Here is a 16557-nt window from a genome sequence, read left to right as displayed (position 1 = left end):
CCCTCTGAAGCTTAATATTTGCAAAAGCGAATTCAAATTTTTATTTGTCATCAGTGATGGCAAATAACCGCCTTCACTGCCAACTTCAGCGGCATTTACTGTGACCTGATACAGACCTGCACAATAAAGAAGAGGTGTCACGCTCTGCCCAACGTAATGTGATGAGCTACATGACACTGGACGCGGATAACATCACAGCGTGGCGCTGGCCAGCTTGGCACCGAAGCCGATAAACATGGCACCGACTCCACCGGTCACACCGGCCGACAAGCGGCGGCGTTGACGGAAGGTTTCTGCCAGGCGCACGCCGATAAATATAATCACGGTCAGATAAGTAAAGCTGCAAATCTGGCAGATCAGCGCCAGCAAACCATAAGACAGCAAGGGATGCTCAAACGCCGGATCAACAAACTGAATGAAGAAAGAAATAAAAAACAGGATGGCCTTAGGATTCATCAGGCTGATGACCAGTGCCTTTGTGAACGGATCACCTGGTTCGACCGCGCGCTGCACTTCGCTCACCGCCTGATGACGGTTCTTCCAGCCCAGCCAGCAACCACGCAGCATCTGCAAGCCTATCCAGGCCAGATACGCTGCACCTATATACTTGACGACGTAGAACAGCGCTGGATTAGCTTTCAATAAGGATGCCATACCGCCCGCAGACAATACCATCAGGATCAGATCGCCCAGAAAAATCCCGCAGGCACCACGGTAAGCCTGACGCACGCCGCGCTGTGCAGCCACGCTCAGCACATACAGAGAATTCGGCCCTGGCAACAAGACGATAAATATCGTCCCGATCACAAAAGTCCAGAAATCAGAAATGCCAAAAGTGGCGTGTATCAGTGCATTCATAGGAAATGTAGTGGTGAGGTCAGTGTAAAGAAGGCGCTGCAGTTGCAGCCCGCAAAGGACTGCTTCGCATCATAACACTGCCAGCGAAGCAGCACAGGGCTGCAAGCTTGCAGCACCTGCTCACTGCACCTTGTTACTCACTGCGCGCACCGGTAAAGGAACATTGCACAGATCAATATGTCCGGCCGGGACTTTATACCAGTCACCGCCACGGTTACGCTGCGCTGCCACCAGTTTCTGAAAGGTCGGGGTATCGGTACGTATCACTTCCAGCTGACTGCGCTCGGCTACTGGTAAATCCGCTGCCACTTTGATCGCGACAATGCGGGTATGCTGCTCCGGCTTTTCATAGAAGCCCAGTGCACCGGTACCACGTGGCAAACTGGTCAGCAACTCCATGCCCTGCATCACGCGGCCGACCACCGTGATATTGCGATCCAGCTGACGCGGCGCATGGCCCGTCACCACATACAGCGAAGTACCGTCACCGCTGTTATTCTCATTGCCGCGTGCCACGCCCAGCGCACCATAACAATGTGCCAGCCAGGTGGTGCCAGCTTTAGGATCACGCCCCGCTGCAAAGCCATTGCTGTGGCCGACTTGCGGCGCGTAACCGTCCACATCCGGTAAGCGTGTAAAAGGCAATGTTGCGTTGTACTTCACAGTAAATTCGCCATCAAGCTTACGTTGCGCAGTGTTGACTTCGCGCTTTTCATCCGGATCAGCCCATTGCACGACATAATTGTCTTGCGCACGCACGATGGCCAGCCCATCGAAATAAGATTCACGTACCAGCTTTTTAATATTCTCCACATGGCGCGGTGCGAAGTCAGGGGCCAACTCCATTACCACCCTGCCCTTTTCCAGTTCCAGATATAAGGTGTTATCCGGATTCAGCGCACGCCAGTCCGTCGCAGATGAGGCTTTTAACACATCACTCATACTGACTGCGGACTTGACTGGTGTCGCCGCGTGGACAGAGAAACTGGCGCATACAGCGACCACCAGGCACATCATTCTTGACATACGCATTGCTCACTCCATTGTTAAAAAGTTTACAGGACAGGTCGCAAAACTTACGCTGACTGCGCCCATTTGTCCAGTCTGATTGCGTATCACGCGGCGCGACCAAACCACATTAAAATCCGACAAACTGTAAATTCTTTTATCAAGTCAGGTTCCGTTTGCTATATTGGCAAGCCATCAGTTAGCCACACTTTACTGGCGGCCAAGGTCTGACGCAACGCTCACAGAAAGGAAAGTCAAATGAAGCCACACTATCAGCCCCCCACTGCTGCATTTATCGCCGCGTCCTGGGTCGCTATGTTTGTCGGTGCCCTGACCTATGTGGTCGGCCTTTGGAATGCAGCGATGCTGCTCAATGAAAAAGGCTATTACTTCACCATTTTGATGTACGGCTTGTTTTCCGCTGTATCCCTGCAAAAGTCGGTGCGTGACAAACTCGAAGGCATACCAGTGACCGGCATTTATTTTGGCCTGTGCTGGTTATCGGTAGGTATTTCGCTGTTATTGCTGGGCGTGGGCTTGTGGAACGCGAGTCTGAGTAATAGTGAAAAAGGCTTTTATGCCATGGGCTTTTTACTAAGCCTGTTTGGTGCTGTCGCCGTGCAAAAAAACATACGTGACCTGGCGGTGATACGACGCTTGCATCCGGATCAGGCAGAGTATGAGCTGCCGGACCAGCAGTCATAATTCAACCTAAAATCAACCTGAAATCAAACACGCGCATTGCCCCCTTGTCACCGCAACGCAGTCACAAGGGAGGCAAGACTGAGACGCAGATCAGGCAGCAACAGCAGGCGCAGTCACAACATCTGCAATTGCTTCAGTCGCTGAATTGCGCAAGCTGACTTGCAAGGCATGTTGCAAAGACTGAATCGAGCCACCGGTGCGGTACTGGAAGCTGATGTCGATCACATCACCAGGCTGGACGGCCAAGGGTTCTGCTACTGGTAAAGCCATGTAGTGATTCAGCCAGTCTATGGTCGATGAGCTTTCCATCAACACTGCAAGAATATTCTTGGTCACAAAACGCAGTGCGGTCAGGGTACCTGCTTGTTCTATGGTGATACTTCCCTGCCAGCTGATGTGTAAGTCATTCGGCTGACAAAAGTCGATCACGCTGTACAAAGCAGGCTGCCCCAGCTCACGGGTATCAGCAGAGAACACGCCGGGTTGGGTGAATTGTATGATCGGTGCCTGATAACCGAGGAAGTCATAGGTTTGCTGTAAAGGCTGCACCGCCATGACTACCGCTTCCGGAATAAATACCGGCATCTTGTCACCGAATTTTGCAGCATAGCGTTTTTTGAAATTCTCTATGACCTCAACCTGTTTTTCACGCAGCATACCGACATGTATCATTTCGCAGATCACCACGTCGACCGGCTCAGGCGGCAGGTATTCAAACGCATCGTCATGGATCACCTCGACCCGTTCGCCGTAGCGATTTTTCGCGAGCAAGCGGCGCGCCTCGGCGACCATATCCGGATTGAATTCGACGCAATAGACTTTGGCCGCGCTCTGTGCCGCGAACCAGGACAGCACACCGGTACCGCCACCTAACTCCAGTACCTTGGCGCCTTCAAAGACCTGGCGTTGAATCGCAGCTTTGAAATTGTCCATGCGGTTTGCATCCATCAGCATATTGTGATGGTACTGCAAAGGGATAAATTGCCCGAGATAACAGCTCTCAGCTTCACGCTCATTCAACATAGCGTTTCCTTCCAGGTTCGGTTTCATCATAGACCTGCCTATCGCCAACAGGACAGGGTGCGCTTCGACATCCGGAGCAGAGGCAGCGCGGCAGCCAGCTCAGGTTCGATTGTCTGATTATCCTGTGGAACGAAAAAAACAATACTGAGAGTTAAACGAAAAAAAGCACTCTGTTCGGGCTTTTGCGCATGATTCGCCCTGTCTGCACTATAGGTCAAGGCGAACGCTTTAACAATGCACCGTATCAGCCTGGCCGAATTGGCAGCTAACGCGAATACGGCATAGCCAGGCGGCCTGGCACGAAAGCGGCTTACCGTTTTTTATTTTCGCAGCGTGCGTCGCTGTAGGCTTGTTTTTCCTGCGTCCAGCCTTCACCGGGCGAAGTCTGCGCGCACACTCTGGCATCACTGGTTTTACTGCTCCACCAATACCAATCAGCCGGTGCCGCCTGCGCCATCCAAATCGGCGAAAACAAAGCGGCGCACAAGATGCCGCATAAACCTGCTTTATTCAGAAGATGCTTCATCCTGGCCTCACTGAAAAAGCAGCCAGACCGGATTGGGTCAGGCTGCATACTTCATGTCAAATCATACGTCACTGCAAACGATAGTCTGCAGATCAGATTGATCCAGCTTCAATGCTGGCACGATACTGCGCCAGCTCGGCGATGGTAAGTATCACCAGATCATGCGTCAGCGCGTACTCCAACACCTGCTGACCCCGGCTCATGCTGCCATCCGGATTCATCAGCTCACACAAGACCGCCGCGGGTTTCATTCCAGCCAGCAGGGCAAGATCGACCGAGCCCTCGGTATGCCCACGTCGCTCCAGCACCCCGCCCGGCACTGCACGTAAAGGGAAGACATGGCCGGGACGGGCCAAATCCTCTGGGCGTGCATCGTCCGCGATCGCAGTCAGTATCGTGGTGACACGGTCAGCCGCGGAGACGCCGGTCGTCACACCCTGTTTCGCTTCGATCGAGACCGTGAATGCGGTGCCGTAACGGCTTTGATTATCGCTGACCATAGGCGGCAGATCGAGTTGCCTGAGTTTTTCATCTGGCAAACACAGGCAGACGATACCACTGCAATCACGGATCAGGCGCGCCATAGCCTCAACGCTGATTTTTTCAGCAGCCAGAATCAGATCCGCTTCGTTTTCGCGGTCGAAATCGTCCATCAGCAATACCGGACGTCCTAGCCGCAAGTCGTGTATTGCTCTTTGCAGCCGCTCTGACCAAGGCGTTTGGGTGTACAGGTCGTGCAGATCGTGACCTGACACAGCAGCGCTTGCATCAGTTGGCAGGTTCTGAATAGTTTGAGTAGTTTGAGTTACTTGAGACATCGTTGAAACGCTCCACAAAAGATTTGTAAAAGACGTTTCAGGGAAAACGCATAGCAGCAACCAGGGTCTGCCGAGTCGTCAACAGGCCCTGCCGGACCGGTTTCAGCGGTCCACAGTTTCATGCGCATCTTCTTTCATCCGGACTATGACCGTCGGCTCTGGCATCGCACCAGATCTGCTGACCCTGCTCAGGAATTGCGTTCCCACTCAGGCGCTCGCGGGCTGCACTGCAAGCAGTGTTACCGCCGGTGGGGAATTTCACCCCGCCCTGAAGACGTTGCCAGCATAAGGGCTGGCGGCGCTCATTATACGCGGCTGAGAAAATTCTGTTTTCTTGCGCCAGCAAACACGGATACAAGCAAGACTGCACATCTGCGCAGACAACGGCAAGGACATGGAATTGTGTAGCAAATTACAAGCAATGAACTAAGATACAAATTCATACCTTCTGCGCATGTTCATATACCAATTTCACATATAAGCAAATAAATACTAAGTAGTTTGCAATAGATAGCGACTTGATTACGATGCGATTTCGTTGATAGAGAGATGATATGACGCTGACTTATGTGTTATCCGGATTTGCTGTAGGTGTGCTGGTTGGGCTGACCGGTGTGGGCGGTGGCTCACTCATGACGCCGTTGCTGACCCTGCTGTTCGGCGTCAGCCCATCGGTTGCTGTTGGCACCGACCTGGCATTCGCCTCAGTCACCAAAGTCGCAGGTACCCTGACCCATAAGATGCGCAGCACCGTGGAATGGCGAGTGGTTCGGCTGTTATGCATAGGTGCGCTGCCTGCAGCCTTGCTGGCGACTTTATTTTTAAAGCAGTTCGGCGCACTGAACAAAGAAATTGGTCTGATTATTCGCTACTCGATAGCAGGTTCCGTGTTACTGACGGTGATCGCACTATTGTTTAAAGCACGCATGGTGAACTGGCTGAATGCGCATCCGGAAAAACAATTGCAAGGTTTCAAACTGGATCTGGCAACTGTGATCGCAGGCGCCACACTGGGTACGCTGGTAACCATTTCCTCTATCGGCGCCGGCGCGATCGGCGCGACCATCCTGGTAATGCTGTATCCACGCATGCCTGCAGCTCACATCGCTGGTACCGATATTGCATATGCAGTGCCGCTGACAGCGATTGCGGCCATTGGTCACTGGTGGCTAGGCTCGATTAACTGGGAATTGCTGGGCACCCTGCTAATCGGTTCCGTCCCGGGTATCACCATTGGTTCACTCGCTGCGCGGGCGGTACCGGAAAAATTATTACGCGGCATACTGGCCACTACGCTGACTGCCGTGGCAGCCAAACTGGTGCTATAAATTTCAGCCAAGTTTTTTAGCCATAATTTACAGAATCACCACTTGCACCATCGGTGCGCAACTAAAAGGTAAAAGAGATGTATCGTTACGACCAACACGATCACCAGATCATCAAAGAGCGTATCGCACAATATCGGGATCAGGTGCGCCGCCGTCTGGCCAATGAACTCACTGAAGAAGAATTCCTGCCTTTGCGCCTGCAAAATGGCTTGTACCATCAGCGTCATGCCTACATGCTGCGTATCGCGGTCCCCTACGGTATGCTGTCTTCAGCACAGTTGCGTCAATTCGCATATATCGCACGTCATTATGACCGTGGCTATGGTCACTTCACTACCCGCCAAAACATACAGTTCAACTGGATCAATCTGGAAGACACACCGGCCATCCTGGAAGATTTGGCCAAGGTAGAAATGCATGCGATTCAGACTTCCGGTAACTGCATGCGCAATATCACATCCGATGAATTTGCCGGTGTCGCGCATGATGAAGTGATCGATCCACGGCCGTATGCGGAGATCCTGCGCCAATGGACCACCTTCCATCCTGAATTCGCTTACCTGCCACGTAAATTCAAGATCGCGATTAACGGTTCGCTGGAAGATCGCGCCGCGATTGCAGTACACGATATTGGCCTGACCGTAGTGCACAATGAAGCGGGCGAAGTCGGTTTTAAAGTGATGGTTGGTGGCGGCATGGGCCGTACCCCAATATTGGGCAGTGTGATCCGTGAATTCCTGCCTTGGCAGCATGTGATGACTTATCTGGAAGCGATACTGCGTATCTATAACCTGCACGGTCGCCGCGATAACAAGTACAAAGCACGTATCAAGATCCTGGTCAAAGCAATCGGTGCCGATGTGTTTGCTCAGCAGGTTGAAGACGAATGGGCGGCGATTAAAGATGGTCCGGCGACGCTGACCGAGGCAGAATTTAAACGTGTGTCGTCCTACTTCACCACACCAGCCTATCTAAGCCTGCCTGCATCGGATGCAGGTTTTGAGCAGCAACTGGCAGACAATAAAGCCTTTGCTAACTGGGTACGCAGAAACGTGAAACCACACAAGGTTGCCGGTTACAACAGCGTCGTCTTATCGCTCAAAAAACCTGGTGTACCACCTGGCGATGCAACTGCAGATCAGATGGACTTCGTGGCTGATCTCGCCGAGCGTTACAGCTTTGGTGAATTGCGTGTCACACATGAACAGAACCTGGTACTGGCCGACGTGCAGCAGGCTGCGCTGTTTGACTTATGGCAGGAAGCCAAATCACATGGTCTGGCCACACCCAATATTGGTCTGCTGACTGACATGATCTGCTGCCCAGGCGGTGATTTCTGCTCACTCGCGAATGCGAAATCCATCCCTATCGCGCTGGACATCACCGACCGTTTTTCTGACCTCGATTACTTATACGATATCGGTGATCTGGAATTGAATATGTCGGGTTGTATCAATGCCTGCGGTCATCACCATATCGGCAATATCGGCATCTTGGGTGTGGATAAAGATGGCAGCGAGTTTTATCAGGTATCCATCGGCGGTGCACAAGGCAACCAGGCGGCAATCGGCAAAATTATCGGGCCCTCTTTCTCTGCCGGTCAAATGCCGGAAGTGATAGAGCGTATCGTCAAGGTCTACCTGGACCACCGGGTAGACAATGAGCGCTTCATCGATACCGCACAACGCCTGGGCATCACACCGTTCAAAGAATATGTATATGCCACCCCGATTCAGACTTTGGTACATCACGGCGAAGATGCTGGTGCCGCCGTTGCTTACTAAAAAAGGAAGTCATCATGCGTGAAATTATTAAAGATAAAGCGATAGTTCAGGATGACTGGACAGTATTACGACTGACAGAAAATGAAACCCCGGATGCAGTTGAGGTACCGGCTGGTAAAACCATCATTCCTTTAAAAGTCTGGCTATTACAACGCACGGCACTGATCACACGTTTGCAACAGCAACAGGATCTGGCAGTCTGGTTCAGCAGTGATGAAGCCGCGCAGGACCTGGCAGAGGATGCCAGCCTGTTTACGTTGATTGCGGTCAATTTCCCTAAATTCTCGGATGGCCGTGGTTATTCTATCGCCTATACCCTGCGCTCCCGCCTGGCGTACAGCGGTGAACTGCGCGCGATCGGCGATGTATTGCGCGACCAGCTGTTTTTCATGCAGCGCGTAGGCTTCAACGCCTTCGCCACGCGTGAAGACCGCAGCATCCAGGATGCACTCAAGGGCCTGACCGATTTCAGCGATGCTTACCAGACTTCCTGGGATCAGAAGAATCCGCTGTTCCGTCGTGTCGATCGCAGTGTGGTGACCGCATGAGTGTATTTGCAGATAAACTCAGCCTGACGCTGCACACCTTGCGACGTATAGAAGGCGAATTCAGCCCGGCGGTATTTGCTTCCAGCCTGGCAGCAGAAGATATGGTGTTGACCGATCTGATACTGAACAATCAGTTGAATATAGAGATTTTCTCTTTGCAAACCGGTCGCCTGCATGCAGAGACCTTGGGCATGATAGAGCGAGTCAAAGCGCACTACGGAAAAGACATCAGCTTATTTCTGCCTGACGAACAAGCAGTGAATGACTACGTGACACGTCATGGCCTGAATGCGTTTTATGACAGCGTGGATTTACGCAAAGAATGCTGCCGCATCCGCAAAGTAGAGCCCTTGAACCGTGCGCTGGCGGGTAAAGCCGCCTGGATCACCGGGCAACGCAAAGCGCAGGCGGCAACCCGTACCGAACTGGCAATACAGGAAGACGATGTCGCGCACGGCATGCAAAAATTCAACCCGCTGGCAGACTGGTCGGAAGACGATGTCTGGCACTATATCCGCAGCAATGCGGTACCTTACAACCCCTTGCATGACAAGGGCTATCCGTCGATAGGCTGCGAGCCCTGCACCCGTGCTATACAAGCCGGTGAAGATGTACGTGCCGGGCGCTGGTGGTGGGAAAATCCGGAATCCAAAGAATGCGGCCTGCATGTGGTAGATGGCAAATTAATTCGGATACGCGCTGCGTCGGTCGCCGCTGAATAAACCTGCGGCAGGCAGAACATTAAGGAAGACTATGAACACTGTGACAGAAAATCATTTCATTGATGCCGCGAGCAATCGCCATCTCGACTGGCTGGAATCCGAGGCCATCCACATCATGCGCGAAGTCGCGGCAGAGTGTAGCAATCCGGCTCTGTTATTCTCGGGCGGCAAAGACTCTATCGTATTACTGCGTCTGGCTGAAAAAGCCTTTCGTCCGGGTAAATTCCCCTTCCCGCTGGTGCATATCGATACCGGTCATAATTTTCCGGAAGTGATCGCTTTCCGCGACAAACGCGTGGCGGAACTGGGTGAACGCCTGATCGTCGGCTCCGTGGAAGCATCGATACAAAAAGGCACAGTACGCCTGCGCAATCCGGCGACCGATTCGCGCAATGCTGCGCAAGCTGTGACGCTGCTGGAAACCATTGCTGAGCATCGCTTTGACGCCTGCATAGGTGGTGCCCGTCGTGACGAGGAAAAAGCGCGCGCCAAAGAACGTATTTTTTCCTTCCGCGATGAATTCGGCCAGTGGAATCCAAAAGCCCAGCGTCCTGAGCTGTGGGACTTGTATAACACCCGCGTCCATCCCGGTGAAAACATGCGGGTATTCCCAATTTCCAACTGGACTGAACTGGATGTCTGGCAGTATATTGCACGTGAAAAGCTGGAATTGCCTGAGATTTATTTTGCCCATGAACGTCAAGTCATCCCGCGTAATGGCCTGCTGGTTCCACTGACGGATCTGACCCCGCCACGCGCCGGAGAAACGGTCGAAACCCGCGTGGTACGCTTCCGTACTGTTGGCGATATTTCCTGCACCTGCCCGGTCTCGTCGGATGCGGCAACCGTGTCTGCCATCATTGCAGAAACCGCGATTACCCAGATTACTGAACGTGGTGCCACCCGCATGGACGACCAGACTTCCGAAGCCTCCATGGAAAAACGTAAAAAAGAAGGATATTTCTGATGACTGCAGCAAGCACCTCCACCGTCAGCAACGCCGCCGGCCTGAGCGAGCGCGGACTGTTACGCTTCATCACCGCGGGCTCCGTGGATGATGGAAAAAGCACCCTGATCGGCCGTCTGCTGTTCGACAGCAAGGGCATTTTTGCCGATCAGCTCGACGCCATTTCACGTGCAAAACACAAACGCACTGTGGGCGACACCATTGATTTATCGCTGTTGACCGACGGTCTGGAAGCAGAGCGCGAGCAGGGCATCACGATCGACGTGGCCTACCGCTACTTCGCCACCCCTAAGCGTAAATTCATCATCGCCGATACACCTGGCCATGAGCAGTACACACGCAATATGGTGACTGGTGCATCGACTGCAGATGCGGTGATCATTCTGATTGACGTATCTAAAGTTAAACTGCACGAAGATGGCAGCGTGGACTTGCTGGTACAGACTAAGCGCCATTCCACCATCGCCCAGTTACTGCAGATCGAGCATGTCATTGTGGCTGTCAATAAAATGGATCTGATCGATTATGACCAGTCTGTGTATGAACGCATCGTCGCTGAATATCTGAAATTTGCTGCACAACTTGGTTTGCGTGATATCCATGCAGTGCCGCTGTCGGCATTGGCAGGTGACAATGTGGTCGCGGCCTCGGACAAGATGCCTTGGTATCAGGGACCGACCCTGATCGACCTGCTGGAATCCTTAAGCGTCTATGATGCCTCGCAGGATGAAGCCTTCCGCTTCCCGGTACAATTAGTGGCGCGTCACAACGGCCATGAAGCCAACGACTTCCGTGGTTACATGGGGCGCATAGAGGCTGGCAAAGTCAGTAAAGGTGATCAGTTGCTGGTTCAACCCGGCAATCAGCAAGCGACCGTTAAAGACATCCTGACCCTGGACGGCTCGCTGGATACCGCGGTGGTCGGTCAGTCAGTCACTATCCTGCTCAATGAATATCTGGATATTTCACGCGGCGATATGCTGGTGGATGCACAACGCCCAGCCACCCTGCAGAAAACTGTCAAGGCTGATTTGTGCTGGTTATCAGAAGATGCGCTGGATGTGCGCCGCAAATACTGGCTCAAACATACGACCCGCCAGGTTGCTGCGCGGGTAACAGCCATCGATACCATCCTTGATATCAATACCCAGCAACGTCGTCCGGCTGACAGCCTGAAACTGAATGATATCGCCAGTGTCTCGATCAACGTGCAGCAGCCGCTGGCCGCGGACGATTACAATGATTTACGTTCGACGGGCTCTTTCATCCTGATCGACGAAGTCACGCATCAGACCGTTGCAGCGGGCATGATACGACTTGGAGAAGCCGCTTGAGTCAGGCAGCGACTGCCAAGGTATTTCTGATCGGTGCCGGCCCCGGCGCTGCGGATCTGATCACCGTACGCGGCGCGCGTCTGCTGGCGCAGGCCGATGTCGTGCTGTATGACGCATTGGTCACAGCAGAGATGCTGGAATTATGCCCGCAGGCGCTGCTGATTTCGGTCGGCAAGCGCAGCGGTCAACGCTCTGCCTTACAGGATGAGATCAATCAGCAAATCATCAGTCAGGCACAGACGCACCGTCTGGTGGTGCGCTTAAAGGGTGGAGACCCTATGTTATTCGGGCGCGCTGATGAAGAAATCCGAGCGCTGGAAGCAGCTGGTATCAGTTATGAAATCGTACCCGGCATCACCACCGCTTTGGCTGCGGCCGCCAGCGTGCGTCAGCCTCTGACCAAGCGCGGTATTGCGCGCAGTGTGGCGCTATTCACCTCCAGCACCGCGCCTGGCGAAGCAGCGGATACCCGCATCCCGGAATGCGACACGTTGGTGCAATACATGGGCGGACGCGAAGCCATGCTGACGGCACATCGTATGCTGGATGCCGGTCATCCCGAAACGCATCCTGTTGTGGTGGTAGAAAACTGCAGTCGTGCCGACGAAGTCATTACCCACATGACGCTGCAGGATTTAGCACAGGGCTTGCACACTTCGTCCGGACCGGTACTGGTGATGATGGGCGAAGCCATGCGTCAGCGCCGACTTTAAGCTGCGCAGAGCACCCGGACCGCATACTCTGCCTGATGAATTATATCTGCGTCACGCAATAATCACGCATTGCCATTAACACCCCAGCATCTTCACCAACGGCGCCAGAGTGACGGAACTGGATTGCCGGGTAGTCTGCGCGCAAACTGTCCAGTATCAGCGGCAGGTCGCGTAACACGTGGCCGCCCTGCCCCAGGAAAACCGGTACCACAGAAATCTGCTGACAGCCTTGTTGCGCCAGTTCGGCCACCAGTGCTGGCAGCGCGGGGGACATAAACTCCAGAAACGACAACCTGACCGCAACCTCGGGCAATGCATCCTGGGTCAGTTTCTGCAAGCGTTCAAACGGTGCGGCCCAACGTGGGTCCCGTGCACCATGCGCAAATAATACTATCGCTTTCATTAGTGCCTTTCCACGTAACGCAAACCTGTCAGCGCCAACGCCATAAACAAGACACTGGGTACCAATGCCGTGACATAGGGCGGCCAGGTATTGAGTAAGCCGATGTGGGAAAACAAACTATTAATAAGATAAAACACCATACCTATCATGATGCCACTAAAAATTTTAAAGCTCACACCGCCACTGCGCACGTGCAGATAAGCGAAAGGTAAAGCCAGCGCCATCATCACCAGGATGGCCAGCGGATAAGTGACTTTTTTCCAGAATGCTATTTCATAGCGTTCGCTATCCTGTTTATTATCAACCAGATGACGGGTATAGGCAGCCAGATCAACGGCAGACATACGATCCGGATCAGCGAACAAGACCGTCAGTATTTCCGGCGTCACTTCTGAAATCACATCCCGGCTTGGGTAGCGCGCCGTTTTTACTTTATTGATATCTTCGCTCGACAAAGTGAGCGGAAACGAAGTTTCAGCCACATCGGTCAGACGCCAGGTATTTTTGCCTATATAGTCCGCAGTCACAGCAGTAACCTCACGGTTCAGGCGGAATTCTTTATCAAATTCATAGACCCGCACATCTTTAAGCTGCCGCGCAGCCGTGATCTCTTTCACATTCAGAAAGCGGGATCCGGTAATCTCACCGCTGAGTCCATTTTCACGGACCAAATCCTTAGTCCAGAGACCGGTGCGGAATTCTTTTTTTTGCGATGCGCCCAATGCTTTCAGCTTCATGCTCTCGGCGAACTTGGTACTAGCCGGTGCAATGACCTCACCAAACAAAAAGGTCAGCGCGACAAAGATCAAGCCTACCTTCATTAACATCGTCATCGCGGTTACAGTGGACATACTGGCAGAGCGCATGATGGTAAATTCTGAATTTGATGCAAACTGCGCCAGCACATAAATAGTACCGATCAGTACCGCAATCGGCATAAACTCATAGACATAGCCGGGCAAGCCCATCAATACATAAAATACTGCGTTCAACAGGCGATAACTGCCACTGTTCACCGACTGCAACTCCTTCATCAAATCGAAGAAAGAGAACAGCGCCAGCAAAGCCAGCATCACGAATGCCACTGCACGGATAATCTCGGTACCAAAATATTTTTGTAAAATCTTCATGCTACGCTCGCTTTGCGTGTTGCACCAGACTTGCAGCGCGCCCAGATGCCGGCAGGATGCCAGCGGCTATTGATTTTTAATCGCCACACAAACAACAACCAGACCAGGACTGCCACTGCAGCATGTACCGGCCACCAGCCTAAGGCAAAGGCGGCACGTCCCTGTAACACCAGAGATTGAGAAATATTCACCATCGTCAGATAAAACACCGTAGCGAGCAAGGCAACGATCAGATTGGCTGAGCGCCCGACACGTGGGTTGACAAAACCCAGGGGAATGGCCAGCAACATCAAGACCGCGGCCATCACCGGCAGCGAGATACGCCACAACAGCTCTGCCCGTTTATGCGGATCTGGCTGAGACAACAATTCAGACAAGGGCATGGACTTAGCGGAGTTATCGCTATTCAAGGCATTCGACTGACTCGACACCAACACACCGTAACGTTCAAACTGCATCATTTGAAAATCCGGTGCAGTCGGCAAACCATCGTAACGGCGACCTTTATCCATGACCAGGAACTTGTCTCCGTATTTGTCGATCTCTATCATGCCCTCTTTCGCCACCACCACGCTGGAACGGCCATCTTTCACGGTGTTGATGAAGATATTCTGCACTTTACTGAGATCACCCGCGACTTCTTCGACAAAGAAAATACGATCCGAAGCGGACGATTCCTGAAATTTACCGGGTGAGACTTTAGCGATATCAGAACGCTTTTGAAAACGCTCTTCAAATTCCACGCTCTGCCGGTTAGCCCAGGGGCTCGCAAAAAAACTCAGGAATGCAGTCAATGCCACAATAGGAAAACCGAATTTGATGACGGGACTAATCCATTGTGTCAGACTCAGACCGGACGCAAACCAGACCACCATTTCAGATTCCTGGTAGCTGCGGGTGACGACCAGCAGCACCGCAATGAAGCCGGTCAGAATGAGTAAAATAGGCAGATACATCAGGGACATAAAACCGATCAGCGCCAGTACATCCGATGAGGCCACTTTTCCGCCGGCGGCCTGCTCCAGCACGCGGATCAGCATCCAGGTGACAGTTATAACGAAGAGGGTTGCAAGGACTGCGCCAGCTGCACTCAGCAATTCACGTCGAAGCGCGCGTTGAAAAATCATGAGAAGGATTATAATGTCTGTTTTACGAGACTTACCAAGAGGAGTAATACGTGGACTTTAGCATAAAATCAATCGACGCAAAAAGTGCCTCAACTGCCCACAAGGCGATCAAAACCGCTTGTATCGTTGTTGGTGTATTCGAAAATAAAAAATTGTCGGTCGCTGCTACTGCACTGGATGCGTCCGGCGCCATCGCTGCAGCGCTGAAATCCGGCGACATCACAGGCAAACCCGGCTCCTCCCTGTTGTTACGCAATATCAGCGACATCGCCGCTGAGCGCGTGTTACTGGTCGGTCTGGGTGAAGAATCTGAACTGGTCACTGAAAAAGCCTATCAGTCCGCCGTTGCCGCAGCAGCCCGTACTTTAGCAGGTTTAGGCGCAAACGATACAGTTATTGCTCTGCCAGGCGTGAAAGAGCGCACCATCAGCTGGTCACTGAATGCCGCTGTGTTGGCCTTCCGCGACAGCATCTTCCGCGCAGATGGACTGAAGAGCAAAAAAGACACCAGCACTGCAGGAGTCAAAAAAGTGGCATTTGCGGTTGCTGCCGCAGAAGCGACTGCAGCCAAATCCGCGTTAGCACAAAGCATCGCCTTGGCGAACGGCGTTGATCTGACTAAAGAACTCGGCAATCTGCCACCGAATGTCTGTACACCGACTTATCTGGCCAATACTGCCAAACAAATCGCGACTGACTACAAGATGGTGGTTGAAGTACTGGATCGCAAACAGATACAGGCACTCAAAATGGGGAGCTTCCTGTCCGTGACCAATGGCACGGTTGAGCCACCCAAGTTTATCGTCCTCAAGCATAGCGGCGGCAAAGCGAAAGATGCACCGGTCGTACTGGTCGGTAAAGGCATCACTTTCGATTCCGGTGGTATATCTCTGAAGCCAGGCGCTAGCATGGATGAGATGAAGTACGACATGGGCGGCGCCGCATCTGTGCTGGGTACCATGCGTGCCATCGGCGAAATGAAACTCAAGCTAAACGTCTACGCAGTGATCCCTACTTGCGAAAACATGCCATCCGGTTCCGCGACGCGTCCTGGCGACATCGTGACTTCAATGTCTGGCCAGACGATAGAAATCCTGAACACGGACGCCGAAGGTCGCCTGATTCTGTGTGACGCTCTGACCTACACTGAGCGCTTCAACCCTGCAGCTGTCATCGACGTTGCGACCCTGACGGGTGCCTGCGTGACGTCGCTGGGTCATCACAATACCGGCCTGTTCACACGTCACGATGCAACACATGATGTATTGGCGAATGAATTACTGGCAGCCGGCAAACAAAGCGGTGATACCGCGTGGCGTATGCCGATAGAAGAAGCTTACAACGAGCAACTGAAATCGAATTTTGCCGACATGGCCAATATCGGCGGCCCTGCTGGCGGCAGCATTACCGCAGCCTGCTTCCTGGAGCGTTTCACGAAGAAATACACCTGGGCCCATCTGGATATCGCTGGCACAGCCTGGAAATCCGGCGCAGCAAAAGGTTCCACCGGTCGTCCGGTACCGCTGCTGACCACTTTCCTGATCAACCGCGCAGGCTGATCAG

General features: G+C 52.8%; 17 protein-coding genes and 1 riboswitch. Of the genes, 9 read left to right on the top strand and 8 right to left on the bottom strand.

Going from position 1 to position 16557, the window contains the following annotated elements; all coding sequences use genetic code 11:
• Positions 1-192 precede the first annotated feature (192 nt).
• Together leuE and H8K47_RS03960 are read right to left on the bottom strand one after the other, a co-directional pair.
• Positions 193-858, bottom strand: coding sequence for a leucine efflux protein LeuE (gene leuE / locus H8K47_RS03965; RefSeq protein WP_186880121.1), 666 nt, complete (start codon positions 856-858; stop codon positions 193-195).
• 120 nt (positions 859-978) lie between these two features.
• Positions 979-1890, bottom strand: coding sequence for a peptidylprolyl isomerase (locus H8K47_RS03960; RefSeq protein WP_186880120.1), 912 nt, complete (start codon positions 1888-1890; stop codon positions 979-981).
• A gap of 234 nt (positions 1891-2124) precedes the next feature.
• Here H8K47_RS03960 and yiaA point away from each other — a divergent pair, with 234 nt between their 5' ends.
• Positions 2125-2571 (top strand): inner membrane protein YiaA, encoded by a 447-nt coding sequence (gene yiaA / locus H8K47_RS03955; protein ID WP_186880119.1) that lies wholly within the window; start codon positions 2125-2127, stop codon positions 2569-2571.
• A gap of 90 nt (positions 2572-2661) precedes the next feature.
• Here the strand turns inward: yiaA and H8K47_RS03950 are convergent, their stop codons facing one another.
• The 3 genes from H8K47_RS03950 to ribB form a co-directional block, all read right to left on the bottom strand.
• Entirely contained in the window at positions 2662-3594 is a 933-nt protein-coding gene (locus tag H8K47_RS03950) for a methyltransferase domain-containing protein (protein WP_186880267.1), read from the bottom strand.
• Positions 3595-3904: 310 nt separating this feature from the next.
• Positions 3905-4120 (bottom strand): hypothetical protein, encoded by a 216-nt coding sequence (locus tag H8K47_RS03945; protein WP_186880118.1) that lies wholly within the window; start codon positions 4118-4120, stop codon positions 3905-3907.
• Between the two features lie 92 nt (positions 4121-4212).
• Complete coding sequence (ribB, locus tag H8K47_RS03940) at positions 4213-4938, bottom strand: 3,4-dihydroxy-2-butanone-4-phosphate synthase (protein WP_186880117.1); 726 nt, start codon at positions 4936-4938, stop codon at positions 4213-4215.
• A gap of 122 nt (positions 4939-5060) precedes the next feature.
• A riboswitch (FMN riboswitch) is annotated at positions 5061-5218 on the bottom strand.
• 274 nt (positions 5219-5492) lie between these two features.
• On the opposite strand from ribB, the gene H8K47_RS03935 reads away from it, so the two are divergent.
• From H8K47_RS03935 to cobA, 7 genes are all read left to right on the top strand, one after another.
• A complete protein-coding gene (locus tag H8K47_RS03935) occupies positions 5493-6266 on the top strand; it encodes a sulfite exporter TauE/SafE family protein (protein ID WP_186880116.1) in 774 nt (257 codons plus the stop codon).
• Between the two features lie 77 nt (positions 6267-6343).
• On the top strand, positions 6344-8050 hold the full coding sequence (locus H8K47_RS03930; protein WP_186880115.1) for a nitrite/sulfite reductase: 1707 nt from the start codon (positions 6344-6346) through the stop codon (positions 8048-8050).
• Positions 8051-8064: 14 nt separating this feature from the next.
• Positions 8065-8598, top strand: coding sequence for a DUF934 domain-containing protein (locus tag H8K47_RS03925; RefSeq protein ID WP_186880114.1), 534 nt, complete (start codon positions 8065-8067; stop codon positions 8596-8598).
• Positions 8595-9320, top strand: a complete 726-nt coding sequence (locus tag H8K47_RS03920; protein WP_186880113.1) for a phosphoadenylyl-sulfate reductase — start codon at positions 8595-8597, stop codon at positions 9318-9320. The genes H8K47_RS03925 and H8K47_RS03920 overlap by 4 nt, the downstream gene beginning before the upstream one ends.
• A gap of 31 nt (positions 9321-9351) precedes the next feature.
• On the top strand, positions 9352-10287 hold the full coding sequence (gene cysD / locus H8K47_RS03915; protein WP_186880112.1) for a sulfate adenylyltransferase subunit CysD: 936 nt from the start codon (positions 9352-9354) through the stop codon (positions 10285-10287).
• Positions 10287-11621, top strand: coding sequence for a sulfate adenylyltransferase subunit 1 (locus tag H8K47_RS03910; protein ID WP_186880111.1), 1335 nt, complete (start codon positions 10287-10289; stop codon positions 11619-11621). Before cysD ends, H8K47_RS03910 begins: the two co-directional genes overlap by 1 nt.
• On the top strand, positions 11618-12334 hold the full coding sequence (gene cobA, locus H8K47_RS03905) for a uroporphyrinogen-III C-methyltransferase (protein WP_230405008.1): 717 nt from the start codon (positions 11618-11620) through the stop codon (positions 12332-12334). The genes H8K47_RS03910 and cobA overlap by 4 nt, the downstream gene beginning before the upstream one ends.
• Before the next feature lie 40 nt (positions 12335-12374).
• On the opposite strand, the gene H8K47_RS03900 is transcribed toward cobA, so the two are convergent.
• The 3 genes from H8K47_RS03900 to lptF are packed head-to-tail and all read right to left on the bottom strand — an operon-like array spanning position 12375 to position 14994.
• The gene (locus H8K47_RS03900) at positions 12375-12737 is read right to left on the bottom strand and encodes a sirohydrochlorin chelatase (protein WP_186880110.1); all 363 of its coding nucleotides are present in this window, start codon (positions 12735-12737) and stop codon (positions 12375-12377) included.
• Positions 12737-13867: an LPS export ABC transporter permease LptG gene (gene lptG / locus H8K47_RS03895; RefSeq protein ID WP_186880109.1), complete on the bottom strand. Its 1131-nt coding sequence runs from the start codon at positions 13865-13867 to the stop codon at positions 12737-12739. The genes H8K47_RS03900 and lptG overlap by 1 nt, the downstream gene beginning before the upstream one ends.
• The gene (lptF, locus tag H8K47_RS03890) at positions 13864-14994 is read right to left on the bottom strand and encodes an LPS export ABC transporter permease LptF (RefSeq protein WP_186880108.1); all 1131 of its coding nucleotides are present in this window, start codon (positions 14992-14994) and stop codon (positions 13864-13866) included. The genes lptG and lptF overlap by 4 nt, the downstream gene beginning before the upstream one ends.
• 50 nt (positions 14995-15044) lie before the next feature.
• Between lptF and H8K47_RS03885 the strand changes: the two genes are divergently transcribed.
• A complete protein-coding gene (locus H8K47_RS03885) occupies positions 15045-16553 on the top strand; it encodes a leucyl aminopeptidase (RefSeq protein ID WP_186880107.1) in 1509 nt (502 codons plus the stop codon).
• Positions 16554-16557: the final 4 nt, after the last annotated feature.

Source organism: Cognatundibacterium rugosum, from assembly GCF_014284365.1.
Taxonomy (GTDB): domain Bacteria; phylum Pseudomonadota; class Gammaproteobacteria; order Burkholderiales; family Burkholderiaceae_D; genus Undibacterium; species Undibacterium rugosum.
This window is presented reverse-complemented; position numbering and strand designations above follow the sequence as displayed.